This window comes from Streptomyces sp. NPDC111606 (genome assembly GCF_055656945.1).
On record NZ_JBVKBY010000015.1, the window covers coordinates 42,851 to 59,687 of the forward strand.

The 16,837-nt window shown below is 71.3% G+C and carries 16 protein-coding genes; 9 read left to right on the forward strand and 7 right to left on the reverse strand.

The features are described 5' to 3' along the window. The first annotated feature begins 16 nt into the window (after window positions 1-16). The 6 genes from ACZ7M7_RS39330 (at window position 17) to ACZ7M7_RS39355 (ending at window position 6,048) form a co-directional block, all read left to right on the forward strand. Entirely contained in the window at window positions 17-607 is a 591-nt protein-coding gene (locus tag ACZ7M7_RS39330) for a TIGR03086 family metal-binding protein (protein WP_427840493.1), read from the forward strand. Between the two features lie 77 nt (window positions 608-684). Continuing rightward, window positions 685-1,779 carry an LLM class flavin-dependent oxidoreductase gene (locus tag ACZ7M7_RS39335; protein WP_472125570.1) on the forward strand — a complete coding sequence of 365 codons (1,095 nt, stop codon included), beginning with the start codon at window positions 685-687 and terminating at the stop codon, window positions 1,777-1,779. Further along, the gene (locus ACZ7M7_RS39340; protein ID WP_472125573.1) at window positions 1,776-2,381 is read left to right on the forward strand and encodes an FMN reductase; all 606 of its coding nucleotides are present in this window, start codon (window positions 1,776-1,778) and stop codon (window positions 2,379-2,381) included. Before ACZ7M7_RS39335 ends, ACZ7M7_RS39340 begins: the two co-directional genes overlap by 4 nt. A gap of 142 nt (window positions 2,382-2,523) precedes the next feature. After that, window positions 2,524-3,249 carry a response regulator transcription factor gene (locus ACZ7M7_RS39345; RefSeq protein WP_383610339.1) on the forward strand — a complete coding sequence of 242 codons (726 nt, stop codon included), beginning with the start codon at window positions 2,524-2,526 and terminating at the stop codon, window positions 3,247-3,249. Further along, window positions 3,250-4,671, forward strand: a complete 1,422-nt coding sequence (locus ACZ7M7_RS39350) for a sensor histidine kinase (protein ID WP_472125576.1) — start codon at window positions 3,250-3,252, stop codon at window positions 4,669-4,671. Window positions 4,672-4,782: 111 nt separating this feature from the next. Further along, window positions 4,783-6,048, forward strand: coding sequence for an ArgE/DapE family deacylase (locus tag ACZ7M7_RS39355; RefSeq protein WP_383610333.1), 1,266 nt, complete (start codon window positions 4,783-4,785; stop codon window positions 6,046-6,048). Between the two features lie 71 nt (window positions 6,049-6,119). Here the strand turns inward: ACZ7M7_RS39355 and ACZ7M7_RS39360 are convergent, their stop codons facing one another. After that, a complete protein-coding gene (locus ACZ7M7_RS39360; RefSeq protein WP_383630909.1) occupies window positions 6,120-7,016 on the reverse strand; it encodes a LysR family transcriptional regulator in 897 nt (298 codons plus the stop codon). A gap of 79 nt (window positions 7,017-7,095) precedes the next feature. On the opposite strand from ACZ7M7_RS39360, the gene ACZ7M7_RS39365 reads away from it, so the two are divergent. Both ACZ7M7_RS39365 and ACZ7M7_RS39370 read left to right on the forward strand, forming a co-directional pair. Continuing rightward, on the forward strand, window positions 7,096-8,040 hold the full coding sequence (locus ACZ7M7_RS39365) for an EamA family transporter (protein WP_383610330.1): 945 nt from the start codon (window positions 7,096-7,098) through the stop codon (window positions 8,038-8,040). Between the two features lie 53 nt (window positions 8,041-8,093). Further along, on the forward strand, window positions 8,094-8,813 hold the full coding sequence (locus ACZ7M7_RS39370) for an NAD(P)-dependent oxidoreductase (RefSeq protein ID WP_472125876.1): 720 nt from the start codon (window positions 8,094-8,096) through the stop codon (window positions 8,811-8,813). Here the strand turns inward: ACZ7M7_RS39370 and ACZ7M7_RS39375 are convergent. The 5 genes from ACZ7M7_RS39375 to ACZ7M7_RS39395 form a co-directional block, all read right to left on the reverse strand. After that, window positions 8,785-9,603, reverse strand: a complete 819-nt coding sequence (locus ACZ7M7_RS39375; protein WP_383630723.1) for a lipase family protein — start codon at window positions 9,601-9,603, stop codon at window positions 8,785-8,787. The two genes, ACZ7M7_RS39370 and ACZ7M7_RS39375, sit on opposite strands and share 29 nt — an antisense overlap. 183 nt (window positions 9,604-9,786) lie before the next feature. Further along, window positions 9,787-11,436: a glycoside hydrolase family 13 protein gene (locus tag ACZ7M7_RS39380; protein WP_472125579.1), complete on the reverse strand. Its 1,650-nt coding sequence runs from the start codon at window positions 11,434-11,436 to the stop codon at window positions 9,787-9,789. Between the two features lie 61 nt (window positions 11,437-11,497). Further along, the gene (locus tag ACZ7M7_RS39385; RefSeq protein ID WP_472125581.1) at window positions 11,498-12,379 is read right to left on the reverse strand and encodes a carbohydrate ABC transporter permease; all 882 of its coding nucleotides are present in this window, start codon (window positions 12,377-12,379) and stop codon (window positions 11,498-11,500) included. Beyond that, window positions 12,376-13,398 carry a carbohydrate ABC transporter permease gene (locus tag ACZ7M7_RS39390; protein WP_472125584.1) on the reverse strand — a complete coding sequence of 341 codons (1,023 nt, stop codon included), beginning with the start codon at window positions 13,396-13,398 and terminating at the stop codon, window positions 12,376-12,378. Before ACZ7M7_RS39390 ends, ACZ7M7_RS39385 begins: the two co-directional genes overlap by 4 nt. An 11-nt stretch (window positions 13,399-13,409) precedes the next feature. Beyond that, entirely contained in the window at window positions 13,410-14,726 is a 1,317-nt protein-coding gene (locus ACZ7M7_RS39395; protein WP_472125587.1) for an ABC transporter substrate-binding protein, read from the reverse strand. Between the two features lie 259 nt (window positions 14,727-14,985). Here ACZ7M7_RS39395 and ACZ7M7_RS39400 point away from each other — a divergent pair, with 259 nt between their 5' ends. Further along, window positions 14,986-16,032 carry a LacI family DNA-binding transcriptional regulator gene (locus ACZ7M7_RS39400; RefSeq protein WP_472125591.1) on the forward strand — a complete coding sequence of 349 codons (1,047 nt, stop codon included), beginning with the start codon at window positions 14,986-14,988 and terminating at the stop codon, window positions 16,030-16,032. A gap of 140 nt (window positions 16,033-16,172) precedes the next feature. Here ACZ7M7_RS39400 and ACZ7M7_RS39405 read toward each other — a convergent pair whose 3' ends face one another. Further along, window positions 16,173-16,835, reverse strand: coding sequence for an HdeD family acid-resistance protein (locus tag ACZ7M7_RS39405; RefSeq protein ID WP_472125594.1), 663 nt, complete (start codon window positions 16,833-16,835; stop codon window positions 16,173-16,175). Between the last annotated feature and the right edge of the window lie 2 nt (window positions 16,836-16,837).

Sequence of the window (16,837 nt, forward strand, 5' to 3'; positions counted from 1 at the left end):
TCCCTACGGTCGGGGCATGGACACGAACAGTGTGAGGACGTACGGCATCGGTGAGCTGCTGGCCATGGCGCGCGAGCGGGCGGTTCCGGTGGTGCGGGGCATTCCCGACACGGCGCTCGCCGCTCCCACGCCCTGTGCCGAGTACGACGTGAAGGCGCTGGTCGATCACCTCTTCCAGGTGATCGTGCAGTTCCAGAAGCTGGCCGTGAAGGAGGCGTCGGACTTCGCCGAGACCCCCGACCGGGTCGCCGGGAGCCCCGAGTGGCGGGAGCGGCTCACGGACGAGGCGGACCGGCTGGTGGCGGCCTGGTCGGCGCCCGGGGCCGAGGAGGGCAGGACCGGCGGGATGAACATGCCCGCGCGGCTGGTCGGCTCCATGGCACTGCTCGATCTCACCGTGCATGTGTGGGACCTGGCACGGGCGACGGGCCAGGACTACCCGGCGGCCGACGAGGCGGTCGTGGCGGAGCTGGCCGGCGCGGTGGACGAGCTGGCGCCGACGGCCAGGAAGATGGGGGTGTTCGGGGAGCCGATTCCGGTGGCCGAGGGCGCGTCGGCGTTCGAGCGGCTGCTGGCGCGGACCGGCAGGGATCCGCACTGGAGGTAGAGGTCGGGAATAGTGCCTGGCCGGTCGCCGTTCTCCGGGTATAGTTGAACCGTCAACAACCTGGAGGGTGAGCGACCATGCAGTTCGGGATCTTCAGCGTCGGCGATGTCACGCCGGACCCCACCACGGGCCGTACGCCGACCGAGCGCGACCGCATCAAGGCCATGGTCGCCATCGCGCTGAAGGCCGAGGAGGTCGGGCTCGACGTCTTCGCGACCGGCGAGCACCACAACCCGCCGTTCGTGCCGTCGTCCCCGACGACGATGCTCGGCTACATCGCGGCGCAGACGGAGCGGCTGGTGCTGTCCACCTCCACCACCCTCATCACCACCAACGACCCGGTGAAGATCGCCGAGGACTTCGCGATGCTCCAGCACCTGGCCGACGGCCGGGTGGACCTGATGATGGGCCGCGGCAACACCGGCCCGGTGTACCCCTGGTTCGGCCAGGACATCCGGCAGGGCATCAACCTCGCCATCGAGAACTACGCCCTGCTGCACCGGCTGTGGCGCGAGGACGTCGTGAACTGGGAGGGCAAGTTCCGTACGCCCCTCCAGGGCTTCACGTCCACGCCCCGGCCGCTGGACGGCGTCGCGCCGTTCGTCTGGCACGGCTCGATCCGCTCGCCGGAGATCGCCGAGCAGGCCGCGTACTACGGCGACGGCTTCTTCCACAACAACATCTTCTGGCCGGCCGACCACACCAAGCAGATGGTCGAGCTGTACCGGAACCGGTACGCCCACTACGGGCACGGCACCCCCGAACAGGCGATCGTGGGGCTGGGCGGGCAGGTCTTCATGCGGAAGAACTCGCAGGACGCGATCCGGGAGTTCCGGCCGTACTTCGACGTCGCGCCGGTGTACGGGCACGGCCTGTCACTGGAGGACTTCATGGACCAGACGCCGCTGACGGTCGGCTCCCCGCAGCAGGTGATCGAGAAGACGCTCTCCTTCCGCGAGTACGCCGGTGACTACCAGCGCCAGCTGTTCCTGATGGACCACGCCGGGCTGCCGCTGAAGACCGTCCTGGAGCAGCTCGACATGCTCGGCGAGGAGGTCGTGCCGGTGCTGCGCAAGGAGTTCGCGGCCGGGCGGCCGGCCGACGTGCCCGAGGCGCCGACGCACGCTTCCCTGCTGGTGAAGAAGGATTCGGAAGAGGTGACCGTCGCATGAAGCTCGTCGTCGTGTCCGCGGGACTGAGCGTCCCGTCCTCCACGCGGTTGCTGGGCGACCGGCTGGCGGCGGCGGTGGCCCGGCAGTCCTCCGACCCGGTGGACGTCGAGGTCGTCGAGCTGCGCGACCTCGCCGTGGAGATCGCGCACAGCTTCACCAGTGGCTTCCCGGGCCGCAAGCTGGCCGCCGCGATCGACGCGGTGACCTCGGCGGACGGGCTGATCGTCGTCACGCCGGTGTTCTCGGCCTCGTACAGCGGCCTGTTCAAGTCCTTCTTCGACGTGATCGACAAGGACGCGCTGACCGGCCTGCCGGTGCTGATCGCGGCCACCGGCGGCACCGCCCGGCACTCCCTGGTCCTGGAGCACGCCCTGCGTCCGCTCTTCGCCCACCTGAGGGCCGTGGTCGTCCCGACCGGCGTCTACGCCGCCTCGGAGGACTGGGGCGCCGAGGGGCTGAACGGCAGGATCGAGCGGGCGGCGGGCGAGCTGGCGGGGTTGATGCAGGGCCTGTCGGGAGTCAGGACGGCCGCCGCGGACGACCTCACGGTGGTGCCCTTCGCCGAGCAGCTGGCGGCCATTTCCAGCCCGTCCGGCGCTTGAGGACGAGGCCGTTCAGGCCGAAACGGGGGTCCGGGGGCGGAGCCCCCGGAGACGGCCGTGTGACGGTGAGATCCCAGTAAGAAGGGCAACTGCAGCGCTCCCGAAACGGCCGAACCGCCGGAGGCCTTGGCAGACTGAACCCGTGTCCCAGACTGTTCTCCTCGCCGAAGACGACCGCGCCATCCGCCACGCCCTGGAGCGCGCGCTGATCCTGGAGGGCTACCAGGTCACCGCGGTCGCCGACGGCGTCGAGGCGCTGGCGCAGGCCCACCGCACGCCGCCGGACGTGCTCGTGCTGGACGTGATGATGCCCGGCATCGACGGCCTGCAGGTGTGCCGGGTGCTGCGCGCCGAGGGCGATCGCACCCCGATCCTGATGCTGACGGCGCTCGTGGAGACCCAGGACCGCATCGCCGGCCTGGACGCGGGCGCCGACGACTATGTGGTGAAGCCCTTCGACGTCGAGGAGGTCTTCGCCCGGCTGCGCGCCCTGCTGCGCCGCACCAGTGAGGCGAACGGCGCCCCCGTCGACGTACCGAAGCAGCCGCAGGCCCCCGAGCCCTCCGGCCGGCTGATCGAGGCGGCCGGGCTGCGGATGGACCCGCAGGCACGGCGGGCGTGGCGGGGCGCGCGGGAGCTGGAGCTGACGCGGACCGAGTTCGAGCTGCTCGAGCTGCTGGTCCGCAACGCCGGCATCGTCCTCGACCACTCCACCATCTACGACCGCATCTGGGGCTACGACTTCGGCCCCGGCTCCAAGAACCTCGCCGTCTACGTCGGCTACCTCCGCCGCAAGCTCGACGAGCCGGGCGCTCCGCAGCTGATCCACACGGTGCGCGGGGTGGGTTACGTGCTGCGGGAGGACTGAGTGGGCGCGGCCCGGCGTCGGCTCGGGAGGCTGCTGACGGCACGACGCAGAACGGGACTGGGCACCACCTTCGCCCTGTCCTTCGCCGCTGTGACCGCCGTGGTCACCGTCCTGGTCGGGCTGCTGTCGTACACCGCCGCCGCCCGGCTGGTGCGGGTCGACCAGGAGTCCGTGTTCGACGAGGTCGTGCAGGACCTGCGGGGCGAGGTCCGGCAGCGGCCGATGATCCCGGACGACTTCTCCTCCTCCGCGCCGGGCCACGATCTCGTACGGCCCGCCCGCACCGATGTGCAGGTGCTGGGCCCGGACGGGACCGTCGTCGACCCGGGGCGCCCGGGACTGCCGGTCACGTCCGCCGACCGGCGGATCGCGGCCGACGGGACGGCCGGGCGGATGATCCAGCACAAGGACGTCGACGTCGGCAGCGACGTCTACCGCGTCGCCACCGTCGCGCTGGGCGGCGGGCGTGGCGCGGTCCAGGTCGCCCAGGAGTTCAGCGACACCGAGGACCTGCTGCGGGCGCTCCAGCAGCGGACGCTGTTGCTGATGGCGGCGGTGGTGACGCTGGCGGGGCTCTTCGGCTGGTGGCTGGCCCGGCGCATCACGCGTCGCCTGGTCGTCCTCACCTCCGCCGCCGAGGACGTCGCCCGTACCCGGCGGCTCGGCATCCAGGTGCCGGTCGCCGGATACGACGAGGTCGGCCGGCTGGGCCGCGCCTTCGACCGCATGCTGGGGCGCCTCGCCCAGTCGGAGGAGGACCAGCGGCGGCTGGTTCAGGACGCGGGCCACGAGCTGCGCACCCCGCTCACCTCACTCCGTACGAACATCTCCCTGCTGCGCCGCATCGACGAACTGCCTCCCGACACCCGTGACGAGCTGGTCGCGGACCTGGGTCAGGAGGCGCGCGAACTGACCGACCTGGTCAATGAGCTGGTCGACCTGGCGGCCGGGCAGTCCGACGCCGAGCCGGCCCAGCGGGTGGACCTCGCCGACATCGCCGAGGACGTCGCCGGGCTCGCCCGGCGGCGTACGGGACGGCGGATCGTCGTCCGCGCGTGCGGGGAGACGACGACGCAGGGGCGGCCGGCGATGCTTCAGCGCGCGGTGACCAACCTCGTCGAGAACGCGGCGAAGTTCGACCGCGCGGGGACCGCGCCGATCGAGATCAACGTCGCCGGGCCCGCCCGGCCCGGGACGGTGCGGGTGGAGGTCCTCGACCGGGGGCCCGGTATCGCCGAGGACGACCTGATCCGGGTCTTCGACCGCTTCTACCGCGCCGCCGACGCGCGATCGCTGCCGGGGTCCGGGCTGGGGCTGTCGATCGTGCGGGAGGTGGCGCTGTCGCACGGGGGAGCGCCGTTCGCCTTCCGGCGGGACGGGGGCGGGACGGCGATCGGGTTCACGGTGGGCGGTTCCGGCTGAGGGCGGGCTGCGCTCTCTCGGATCTGCGTGGGTCGGATCTGCGTGAATGGGCCACCATCTGTTCGGGCGGGGCGTGCGTCGTGCCCGGTGGTCGAGGGGAGGAGCGTCATCGTGCTGAGCGACGTGGAGAGCGCCGTACTGGCGGAGATCGACGAGGCCGGGATCGGGCGGACGCTGCTGGAGCTGATCTCCGTGCCCAGCGTGACCGGGAGCGCGGCCGAGTCGGAGCTTCAGCACCTGCTGGCGGGGCGGCTGGAGCGGCTCGGGCTGGATGTCGACCTGTGGTCCATGGACCTGGACGCGCTGCGCGCGGACCCCGGCTTTCCGGGGGCGGAGGCCGAACGCGAGGAGGCCTGGGGGCTCGTCGGGGTGACGGAGGACGGCGGCGACGGTCCGGCCTTCGTCCTCCAGGGCCACGTGGACGTCGTACCGCCGGGCGACCTGGACGCCTGGGACGGCGATCCGTTCGTGCCGAGGGTGGTCGGGGACGTCGTCCACGGCCGGGGCGCCTGCGACATGAAGGCCGGCCTGGTGGCGCACCTTGCCGCCCTCGCGGCGATACGGGCCGCCGGGGTGCGGTTGCGCGGGCGCATCGGCGTGCACTTCGTCGTGGGCGAGGAGGACGGCGGCCTCGGCGCCTTCGGCACCCTGCGGCGCGGCCACCGGGGCGACGTCTGCGTCATCGCCGAGCCGACCGGCGGCGCCCTCGTCACCGCCAATGCCGGCGCCCTGACCTTCCGTATCGCCGTGCCCGGCAAGGCGGCCCACGGCAGTGCGCGGGACCAGGGCGTGAGCGCGGTCGACGCGTATCTGCCGCTGCACCGGGCGCTGGCCCGGCTGGAGACCGAGCGCAACCGGGACGCGCATCCCCTGATGGCCGAGCACCCGATCCCCTACGCCCTGTCGGTGGGGACCCTGCGCGCCGGGGACTGGGCGAGCAGCGTGCCCGATCTGCTGGTCGCGGAGGGGCGGTTGGGAGTACGGCTGGGGGAGGACCCGACGCAGGCGCGGGCCGCGTTCGAGCGGTGCGTGGCGCAGGCGTGCGCCGATGACCCCTGGCTGCGCGCGCACCCGGCGACCGTGACCTGGCCGGGCGGGCAGTTCGCCGCCGGGCGGCTGCCGGAGGGACATCCGTTGCCGGAGGTGATCCGGGGCGCCCATGCCGACGCCGGGGGAGCGGCGGGACTGCGGGAGTGCGGGGCGCCGTACGGGAGCGATCTGCGGCTGTACGCCGGCGCGGGGATCCCGACGTTGCAGTTCGGGCCGGGGGACATCCGCGTGGCGCACAGTGAGCGGGAGCGGGTGTCGCTCGCCGAAGTGGTGCAGGCGGCGCGGACGTTGGCGGTGACGGTGCTGAGGACGGTCGGCACGAAGTGAGCCGAGCCGGGGGCGGCGCCTTGGACGGGTCCCTACGAGGGGCCGGAGCAGGGCGGGGCGCCCTGGCGCGCTCACTTTTCTGAGGAGCGTCCGACCCCGAGGACATCGAGCAGCGCCCGAGTCGCCGGGCTGGGGTTGAAGCGGCTCCACGCCAGGTACTCCAGGCGGTGCGGTCCGTCGAGCACCCGGACCAGGGCCAGTTCGGGGTCGTGGGCGGCCAGGGGGCCGATGTACGCCGACGGCAGCAGCGCGATGCCGAGGCCGCGGGCGACCAGCCGGGAGATCAGCTCGACGACTCCGGCCTCGTACGCGACATCGCGGACCAGACCGGCCGCGGCGAAGGCCCGGTCGGACTGGGCGCGGGCCGGTGTCCCCGCCGCGAAGTCCACGAACGTCTCGTCGGCGATCTCCGCCAGCGTGACCCGGGAGGCCCCCGCGAGCCGGTGCCCGGCCGGCACGACGAGGGCGTGCTCGTCGTGATCGAGGACGACGGATTCGACGCCGGACGGCGCCTCGCCCTCCGGCAGGCCCAGGAAGGCGATGTCCAGGTCGCCGTCGCGGATGGCCGTCGCCAGTTCGTCGCTGCGTCCGGAGCGCAGGACGACGTGGACGTCCGGGTACCGGGCGCGGTAGCGCTGCAGCAGTTCTGGTACGTCCACGGCAGCCGTCGTCACGATCACACCGACGGCGAGCCGGCCCCGTACGACTCCGGTCGCCGCGGCGGCGTCGGCGACCGCGCGGTCGGCCGCGGCCAGGCACTCGCGCGCGCCGGCGACGAACGCCTCCCCGGCGCTGGTCAGCTCGACACGGCGGCTGGAGCGGGCGAACAGCCGGACCCCGAGCTCCCGTTCCAGTCCGGCGATCCGGTGACTGAGCGACGACTGCACCACGTCGCAGCGCTCTGCGGCACGGGTGAAGTTGCGGGTTTCGGCGACGGCGACGACGTAGCGCATCTGCTGGAGGTCCACGTTTCCATCGTTCTGGTTCATGGCTGTAATGACAACCATGCTTTGGAGTCATGAAGGGTGGCCGCGGAGACTGCGTGACATGCATTCCTTGACCGAACGGTCACCGGGCCCTATACGGCCTTCGTACGCACTGCCGGTGACAACCGCCGCGACCGCCGCAACCGTCGCCCTCACCGCGATCGCCCCCGTGACCTGGGGCACCACATACGCCGTGACCACGGAACTCCTGCCCCCCGGGCACCCGATGTTCGCCGCGCTGATGCGCGCGCTGCCCGCCGGGCTGATCGGGCTGGCGATCACGCGCGTGCTGCCGCGCGGGGACTGGTGGTGGCGGGCCGCAGTCCTCGGCGGTCTCAACATCGGCGTCCTGTTCCCCCTGTTGTTCCTCGCCGCCGAACGCCTCCCCGGCGGTGTCGCCGCCACCCTCGGCGCCACCCAGCCACTGCTCGTCGCCGGGCTGGCCATCGCGGTGCTCCACGACCGGCCGACGGTCTGGCGATGGATCTGGGGCGTGATCGGCGTCGCCGGCGTCGGACTCGTCGTGCTCGGGCCGGACGCCCAACTGGACGCCGCAGGCGTGCTCGCCGGCCTCGGCGGGACGGCCGCCATGGCCGGCGGGGTCGTTCTCACCAAGCGCTGGGGCCGTCCCGCGGGCGTCGGCCCGCTGACCCTGGCCGGCTGGCAACTCACCGCCGGCGGACTGCTGTTGCTCCCCCTCACCCTCGCGATCGAGGGCGTGCCGCAGCGGATCGACGCCGGGGCGGCCGGCGGCTACCTCTGGCTCGGCAGCATGGGCGGGCTGATCGCCTACACGCTGTGGTTCCGCGGCATCGGCAGGCTGCCGGTCGGCGCGTCCGCACCGCTGGTGCTGCTGTCCCCGCTGGTCGCGACCGTCGTCGGCCTCGCCCTGGGCGAATCGCTGAGCCTGCTGCAGGGCATCGGCTTCGCGCTCGCGCTCGCCGCGTTGCTCGCGGCACAGCTCAATTCCCCGAAGGCGCTGATGAGAGGAGTGCGGGTTCGATGACGACGGATTCGATGACGACGGGTTCGACTACGACGGGTTCGGCGAACGCAGGCATGACGATCGCCGTGCTCGGTGCCACCGGGATGGTCGGCAGCCGGGTGATCGGCGAGGCGGGCATGCGCGGACACCAGGTGCTCGCCCTGTCCCGGAAGCCCCCGGACCAGGGTCCGAACGTCACGCCGGTCGCGGTCGACGCGAACGACCCCTCCGCTTTGCGCGAGGCGCTCACGCACTCCGCGCCGGACGCCGTCGTGCTCACCGTACGGACCCTTCCGGTCGACCGGGACTTCCTGGTCGGAGCCACCCGCACGGTGCTGGACGCCGCCTCCCGACTCGGCATCCGCGTCCTCGTCGTCGGTGGCGCCGGCGCGCTGCGCAGCCCGGAGGACCGCGGCCTGCCGGTGGCCGACAATCCCGCGTACGTCCCGGCCGAGTGGCGGGCCGTGGCGGCTGCCGGAACGGCTCAGCTGCGGACCTGCCGGGCGCACCCCGATGCCGACTGGGTCTATCTGAGCCCACCGGCCCTGCTGGAGCCCGGTGACCGGACCGGCTGCTACCGGCGGGGCACCGACACCTTGCTCACCGCCGCGGACGGCCGTTCGTGGATCAGCGCGGAGGACCTGGCGGTCGCGGTGGTCGACGAACTGGAGGCCTCCGGTCCCGAGCGTCACGCCGACGAAGTCGGCCGCATCCGCCACTTCACGGTCGTCCACTGCGACGAGAGCCCGGCAGGTCGGCACGCGGTCAGACGAGGTTGCGCTCCAGGGCGGTGACATAGCCGGCCATGAAGTGGTCGCGGATGCCGTCCCCGGCGGGGGCGAAGGCGTCCGCGGTCAGGCCGCGTGCGCGGTCGGTCAACCCGCCGAGCAGTGAGGTGGTCTCCCGTACCTTGCCGGTGGAGTCGATGTGGCGCAGGACGTCCACGTGGTGGAAGACCGGCTCGGGCGGCAGCTGCGGGACGATGTCGTTGTTGTTGACGAACCGGAACAGGCGGTTCTTGAACGCCTTGTTGCAGGAGGTCGCCAGCAGCCGGTCGCAGGTGCGCGGCTGTCCGTAGGTGTAGACGCCGTCCGCCAGCAGTTCGGGATCCTCCATGTAGAGGCGGCAGCCGGCGAGCATGGCCAGCGCGCCGCCGAGGCTGTGGCCGGTGAACCACAGGGTCTGCCCGTTGTCGTGGAACTCGGCGAGTGTCTCCTTGACCTTCGGGAAGACCGAGTCGAGGGCCTCGGCGAAGCCGTGGTGGACATGGCCGGTGCCCGCCGGTCCGGGGCGGGGCGGCGTGGTGGCGTCGGTGAGCCAGTCGCGGATGTCGGCGGGCTCGGTGCCGCGGAACGCGGTGATGATCATGTGCTCGTTGCTCGCGGTGTACGCCTGTGTGTCCTGCAACGGGAACGGTGGCGTGAACGTGCTGCGGTGGTGACGGACCCGGTCGAAGCCCCACTCCCGCAGCTGCCGCTCGATGGTGGCCTCGTCCTTGTAGGCCAGGTCGGAGGCGCGGGCGAGCCAGTAGGCGTGGGCGAGGTTGTAGCCGGTGGCACGGTGGTCGAGAGGGGGGACGGGCACGACGGTCGCCTCCTGAGGAATCGCAAACGAGCTGGTCGCCGAGGGGCGCGAGATCGTTCTCTTCCTAACCGGGGCTCTCCGGGCGGACGCGTGCCGCCGGTCGATCTTCACTCGAAAGGATCCGATGGGGGCGGGACACGGAGGCCCCGCCCCGACGTGATCCGGGTTCGACCACACCCTTGGCTACACCTGCACCGTCAGCCACGCCGCCTGATCCGGCGCCAGCACGGCGCCCTCCAGGGGACCGCTCGCCAGCAGCACCGAGGTGTGGTCGGGCAGCGGACACGGCTCGGCCGAGAGGTTGACCACGCACACGAAGCCGGGGTCGCGGCTGAAGGCGAGGACGCCTTCGGCGGTCTCCATCCAGGTCATGGTGCCGTCGCCGAGGGCGGGGTGCTCGCGGCGCAGGCGCAGGGCGGTGCGGTACAGCTCCAGCATGGAGTCCGGGTCGCCGGACTGGGCCGCCACGGTGTGCGGCGCCCAGTCGGCGGGCTGCGGCAGCCAGGGCGCGCCGGTGGCGCCGTCGGGACTGAAGCCGTACGGGGTGCTGCGGCCGGACCAGGGGATCGGGACCCGGCAGCCGTCCCGGCCACGGTCGGTGTGGCCGGAGCGCTCCCAGACGGGATCCTGGAGCACGGCCTCGGGCAGGTCCTCGACCTCGGGCAGGCCGAGTTCCTCGCCCTGATAGACGTAGGCGCCGCCGGGCAGGGACAGCATCAGCAGGGCGGCGGCGCGGGCGCGCCTGGTGCCCAGCTCCAGGTCGAGGGGGCCCTCGGGTTCGTACGACGTGTTGGCCACCCAGCGCTTGGTGGCCTTGCGGCCGTAGCGGCTGGGGTGCCGTACGACGTCGTGGTTGGACAGCACCCAGGTGGCGGGCGCGCCCACCGCGCCGAGCATCTCCAGGGAGCCGTCGATGACCGTGCGCAGGTCCTTCGGGTGCCAGCTCGACATCAGGAAGTCGAAGTTGAACGCGGTGTGCAGGCCGTCCCGGCGGACGTACGCGGCGAGCCTCTCGGGGGTGTCCGCCCAGGCCTCGGCGACGAAGGACCGGTCGCCGGGGAACTCGTCGGCCACCCTGCGCCAGGCGCGGTAGATGTCGTGGACCTCGTCGCGGTCCCAGTGCGGATGGTCGAGGTGCTGCCAGGCCTGCCCGTCGTCCGGGTCCCGGCGGGGCGGGAGGTCGGGCAGCTCAGGGTGCTTGATCAGGCCGTGCGCGACGTCGATGCGGAAGCCGTCCACGCCACGGCCGAACCAGAAGCGCAGGACCGACTCGAACTCGGCGCGCACCTCGGGGTGTTCCCAGTTGAGGTCCGGCTGCTCGGGGGCGAAGAGGTGCAGGTACCACTGGCCGTCGGGCAGCCGGGTCCAGGCAGGGCCGCCGAAGCAGGACACCCAGTCGTTGGGCGCCAGGGAGCCGTCGTCGCCCCGGCCCTCACGGAAGACGTAGCGTTCCCGTTCCGGGCTGCCGGGGCCCGCCGCCAGCGCCTCCTGGAACCAGGCGTGCCGGTCCGAGGTGTGGTTGGGCACGATGTCGGGGATGACGCGGATCCCGTGCGCGTGCGCCTCCTCGATGAGCTGCTCGGCCTCGGCGACCGTGCCGAACACCGGGTCGATCTCCCGGAAGTCGGCCACGTCGTAACCGTGGTCCGCCATCGGGGACTTGTACCAGGGGTTGATCCAGATGGCGTCCACGCCCAGCGACTTCAGGTACGGCAGTCGGGAGCGGATGCCGGCGATGTCACCGACGCCGTCGCCGTTCCCGTCGGCGAAGCTGCGGATGTAGACCTGGTAGATGACGGCACTGCGCCACCAGGGTGCGGAGGTGGGGGACAAGGCTGGGTATCTCCTTGGTCGTTGGGTGGGGCTGGGGAGAAACGGCTACGGAAAGGGGTGGCTACTTTGCCGCGCCCGCCGTGAGTCCGGCGACGATGCGGCGCTGGAAGAGCAGCACCATGACCACCAGCGGGACGGTGACGAGGACGCCCGCGGCCATCTGGCTGCCGAACGGCGTCTCGTACGTCGTCGCGCCGGTGAACTTCGAGATGGCGACCGGCGCGGTCTGCATGTCCGGCTTGTTGGTCATCGACAGGGCGATGAGGAACTCGTTCCAGGCGGCGATGAACGTGATGATCGCCGTGGTGAAGATGCCCGGCGCGGCGAGCGGGATGATGACCTTGCGGAACGCCTGGCCGCGCGTGCAGCCGTCGACCATCGCCGCGTGCTCCAGCTCGTCCGGCATCTGCCGGAAGAACGCGGTCAGGTTCCACACCGCCAGCGGCAGCGCGAAGGACATGCTCGGCACGATCATCGCCTGGTAGGTGTTGATCCAGCCGACGTCCGTGAACAGCTTCAGCAGCGGGACCACGATCGACACCACCGGGAACATCGAGGTCGCGATGACGAGGGTCAGGATCAGCCGCTTGCCGCGGAATTCCAGCCGGGCCATCGCGTAGGCGGTGAACGTGGCCAGCACCAGTGCCAGGACGGTGGTGACCCCGGCGACGACCAGGCTGTTCAGCAGCGCTTGGCCGAAGCCCTGCGCCGGGTCGAACACCGCCCGGTAGTTCTCGAAGGACACCGGGGACGGCACGAGCGAGGTGTCGAAGATGTCCGAGGTGCGGCGCAGGCTGGAGACCAGCATCCAGTAGAAGGGGGCCAGACAGCAGGCGACGACGGCGGCGACCGAGGCGTAGAGCAGTCCGCTGCGCCACTTCGCGGTGACGGACGTCGTCCTCGTGTTGATGGCGGTCGTCCTCGCGGTGAGGGTGGTTGTCATGCCGTCACCTCCATACGGCGGCGTCCTGCCTTCCGCCGGCGGCCTGCGGCGCCCTCTCCGACGAGGTCCGCGCCGAGCAGCCGTACGAAGGCCAGGGCGATGAGGAAGACGTAGAGGAAGAGGAGCACGGCGTAGGCGGAGGCCGGGCCGAAGCGGACGTTGGACGCCTCGTCCTGCGCCAGCATGGACAGGGTCTCCACCGAGTGCTTCTGCGCGCCCACGAGAATGTAGGGCAGGTCGAACATCCGCAGTGCGTCCATGCAGCGGAACAGCACCGCCACCAGTAGCGCGGGCTTCACCAGGGGCAGTGTGATGTGCCAGAACTGGCGGGGCGGACGGGCGCCGTCGAGGCGGGCCGCCTCGTAGACCTCCTTCGGGATCACCTGCAGGCCGGCCAGGACGAGCAGCCCGATGAACGGGGCCGTCTTCCACACCTCGGCGACGATGACCGCGACCTTGGCGTGGAAGCCCTCGGTGGTCCACAGGATCTGATGGCCGATCAGGGCGTTGGCGATGCCGTCGCTGTTGAAGATCCACCGCCACAGCAGGCCGGAGATCGCGGTGGGCACGGCCCAGGGGATCAGGATCCCGGCGCGTACGAAGCCGCGGCCCCGGAACGCCTTGTGCATGATCAGGGCCATGGCCACGCCGATCACGGTCTCCAGGCCGACCGTGACGACGGTGAACCAGGTGGTGTTCCAGAAGGCGTTCCAGAACCGATCCCCGGCCTCGCCGAAGATGTCGGCGTAGTTCTTCAGGGCGACGAACGGCTCGGTGTCGCTGATGAATCCGGTCGCCGGGTCCAGGCCCTTCGGCCCGTACAGCGACTCCTTGAGCGCCATGAGGGTCGGGTAGATGACGACGATCGACAGCACCAGCAGGGTCGGCGACACCAGCAGGGCCGCCATCCGCCCCGATCCGGCGGTCGCCCGGGCCGTCCGTCCCGTGAGCCGACGGCGGGTGACGGGTTCGGAGGCCGGCCCGTCGGTGACCTCGGGCGCGATCACGGTCTCGGTCATGGCACCGCCCCTCACCGCGCGATGGACTTCTGCAGCGCCGCCTGCAGGTCCTTCAGCGCCTGCGCGCTGCTCTTGTCACCGGTCAGGGCGGCGTAGGCCTGCTGCTGGACCGCCGCGGTCACATCGCCGTACTGCACGACGCGCGGGCGCGGCACGGCCCGCAGGATGGACTCCTTGAGCACGGGCAGATACGGGTACTGCGCGGTCAGCGCCTTGTCGTCGTACAGGGAGGCGTACGGCGGGGCGGCGGAGGCCTCCTTGAGTTGCGTGGCCGTGTTCTCCTCGCTGGTGAAGAACTTGATGAAGTCCAGGGCGGTGGCCTTGTTCTTCGCGAAGGAGGACAGGGCCATGTTGTGGCCGCCCAGGCTGGAGGCGCCGGGCCCGTTCAGGCCGGGCAGCGGGGCGACCGCGTACTTCCCCTTGATCCCGCTCTTGGCGGCCAGGCCGTACATGTAGGGCCAGTTGCGCAGGAAGACGAGCTTGCCGGACTGGAACGCCTGGCGGCCGTCCTCCTCCTGGTAGGTGACGCTCTCCTCGGGGATCGTCCCGTCCTTCGCGGAGTCGACGAGGAAGTCCAGGCCCTTCCTGGCCTCGGGGGTGTCGACGTCCGGCGTGCCCTTCGCGTCGGTGACGGTGCCGCCCGCCGAGTTCACGGCCTCGGCGAAGTTCACGGTCAGGCCCTCGTACTTCTGGAACTGCCCGGCGTAGCAGGACATGTCCTTCGCCTCGGGCAGCTTCTTCACCTTGGCGCAGGCGTCCTTCAACTCGGCCCAGGTGACCGGGGGCTGGCCGACCCCGGCCTTCTTCAGCAGGTCGGAGCGGTAGTACAGCATGCCGCCGTCGGAGCTGCCCGGAACCGCGTACAGGCCGCCGCGGTACTTGGCCGTCTCGACCACCGGCTTCAGCATTCTGCCCAGCGGGAACCGCTCCTGCGGCAGCCTGTCGATCCACTGGTGGGCGGCGAACTCCGACGTCCACACGACGTCGAGGGACAACACCGTGTAGGCGTCGGACTTCGTCTCCGCGTTCTGGATCATCTGCCGGCGCTGGGCGTCCGGGTCCGTCGGCAGCTGGATGAAGGTGACCTTCTCCTTCGGGTGCTGCTTGTTCCAGCGGTCGATCATGGGCTGGACGGTGCCGGTGGTGTCCTTGCCGGCCACGTACGTGATGGGGCCGCGCCCCTCGAACGACGGTGCTCCGGACTGCCCGGAGTCGGTGCCGGCGGAGGGGGAGCAGGCGGTGATGAGCAGCCCGCCGGTGGCGAGTGCGGCCGAACACCGGAACGCTCTGGTCGCGGTCCTGGACATTGGGGAGGTCTTGATCGTCACTGTCTCTCCTGGGCGTGCGGTTCCTCTTGAGACTGCGTTGTCATTGCTCTGATTGGACAATCAGGCAGGTCAGAGCCATTTCTTTGACGGCTCTGGGGGAATTCGACAGCGATTCGACGCCGTCGAGACAACGCTTGCAAGCTAGGGGCGGCCTAACCGGAAGTCAATGTGTTACTTAGCGGTAGTACTGCGAAGTGTTACGTGAAAGCGCTGTCACACAGACCCGTGGACGGCGTGTCCCCTGTGCTACCGTCCGCTCATGCCACCAGCTCAGCGGCACCCGACGATGGCCGACGTGGCCGAACGGGCCGGGGTCTCCACATCCACCGTCTCCCGCACGCTGCGCGGACTCTCCACCGTTTCGCCCGACGTGCGCGCCCGCGTCGAGAAGGCCGCGCGCGAGCTGAACTTCGCCGTGTCACGACAGGCTGCAAGCCTTGTCACGGGCCGAACCGGGAACGTCGCGGTGCTCGTGCCCACACTCGACGCGTGGTTCATGGGAGCCGCCCTGTCGAGCCTGGCCCCGCTGCTGCGGGCGGCCGGCATGGAGCTCAACGTCTATGTGATCCCCGACCTGGCCGAGCGCACCTCGTTCTTCGACCACCTCCCGGCCCGGCGCAACGCGGACGCCCTGCTGGTGTTCTCCTTCGACCTCACCGACGACGAGACCGCGCGGCTGGACAGCCTCGGCATCCCCGTCATCTACGTCAGCCAGCACGTCGAAGGACGGCCCAGCGTCTACGTCGACGACGTGGCCGGCGCCCTGCACGGCACCCGGCACCTGCTCAACCTCGGCCACCGGCGCATCGCCTTCCTGGCGACGCAGGGCGCCAGCGGCTTCTCCTTCAGCTCCAACGAACGGCTGCTCGGCTACCAGCAGGCACTCACCGAAGCGGGCGTCCCGCTCGACGACGACCTCGTGACCGCGGTGCAGGTCGCCGACAGGCGCGGCATCGCCGAGGCGCTCGGCACGCTGCTCAGCCTGCGCGAGCCGCCCACCGCGATCTTCGCCGAGCAGGACGAGGTCGCGGTCGCGTCCGTCCGGATCCTGCGCAGGACACAGATCGCCGTGCCGGAACGGATCTCCGTCCTCGGCTTCGACGACCAGCCGCTCGCCGACTGGTTCGACCTGTCCACGGTGGCCCAGTCCGCCGCGGACATCGGCCGCGAGGCAGGCGAGCTGGCCCTGCGGCTCATCGAGGACTCCGAGGCCGAGCACGAACGGCACGTCGTCCTGCCCACGCATGTGATGCCGCGGGCCACCACGGCGCCCGTGTTCCGCGCGGACGACGAGTCCGGCACCTGACGAGCCCGACCGGGCCGCGACTCCCTTCGTCACTCACCTGTGCCTTCGGCAGCCACACGTCCCCAGGTGCGCGCTCGTACGACTCGAAGGGCCCGTCGCTTCGGACCACGCACAGCGCCCGGATGAACGGCGCTGGGGCGTCATGCCATGGGGGCGGGATCTTGCGCGCCCGTGCCGCGCGCCCTTCGGAGCGCCGCCCGCCACGCGAAGGCGACCGCCGCCTCGGCCACACCGAGCAGGACCAGCCACAGGCCGAGCAGCCGGGTCAACGCGCGGGCGGACTCGGCCGGCAGGGCGAGCACCACGATCCCCGCGACGATGCCGAGCACGGCGACGCACAGGACGACGCCACGGTGCGGCAGGCCCTTGGCCGCGATGGCCGTGTAGAGGGTGAGGACACCGGACACGAGCCAGACGACGCCGACGATCAGGGAGAGCGCGGTGATGGTCTGCAGCGGATTCCGCAGGCACAGGACTCCGGCCAGCAGGTACAGCACGGCCAGGAGCAGTCCGGGCAGTCGTTCGCCGTGCTCCTCCCGCGCAAACACGTCGACAAACCGGAACACGCCGGTGACCAGGAGATACAGGCCGATGAGGACCGCCAGGACGTGCAGCGTGCCATCCGGCCAGACCAGTATCAGAATGCCTGGCACCAGCGTCGCGACCGCCGAGCCCAGGATCCAGATCCATGAACGGCCCAGTCGCGCCAGTACATCCGCGGGATCCTCCACCGGGCCGGGGGCCATCCCACCGGCAGGGGGTTCCGGTCCGGCGCGCGACGCCGGTTCACGCGGCATGGTCATCG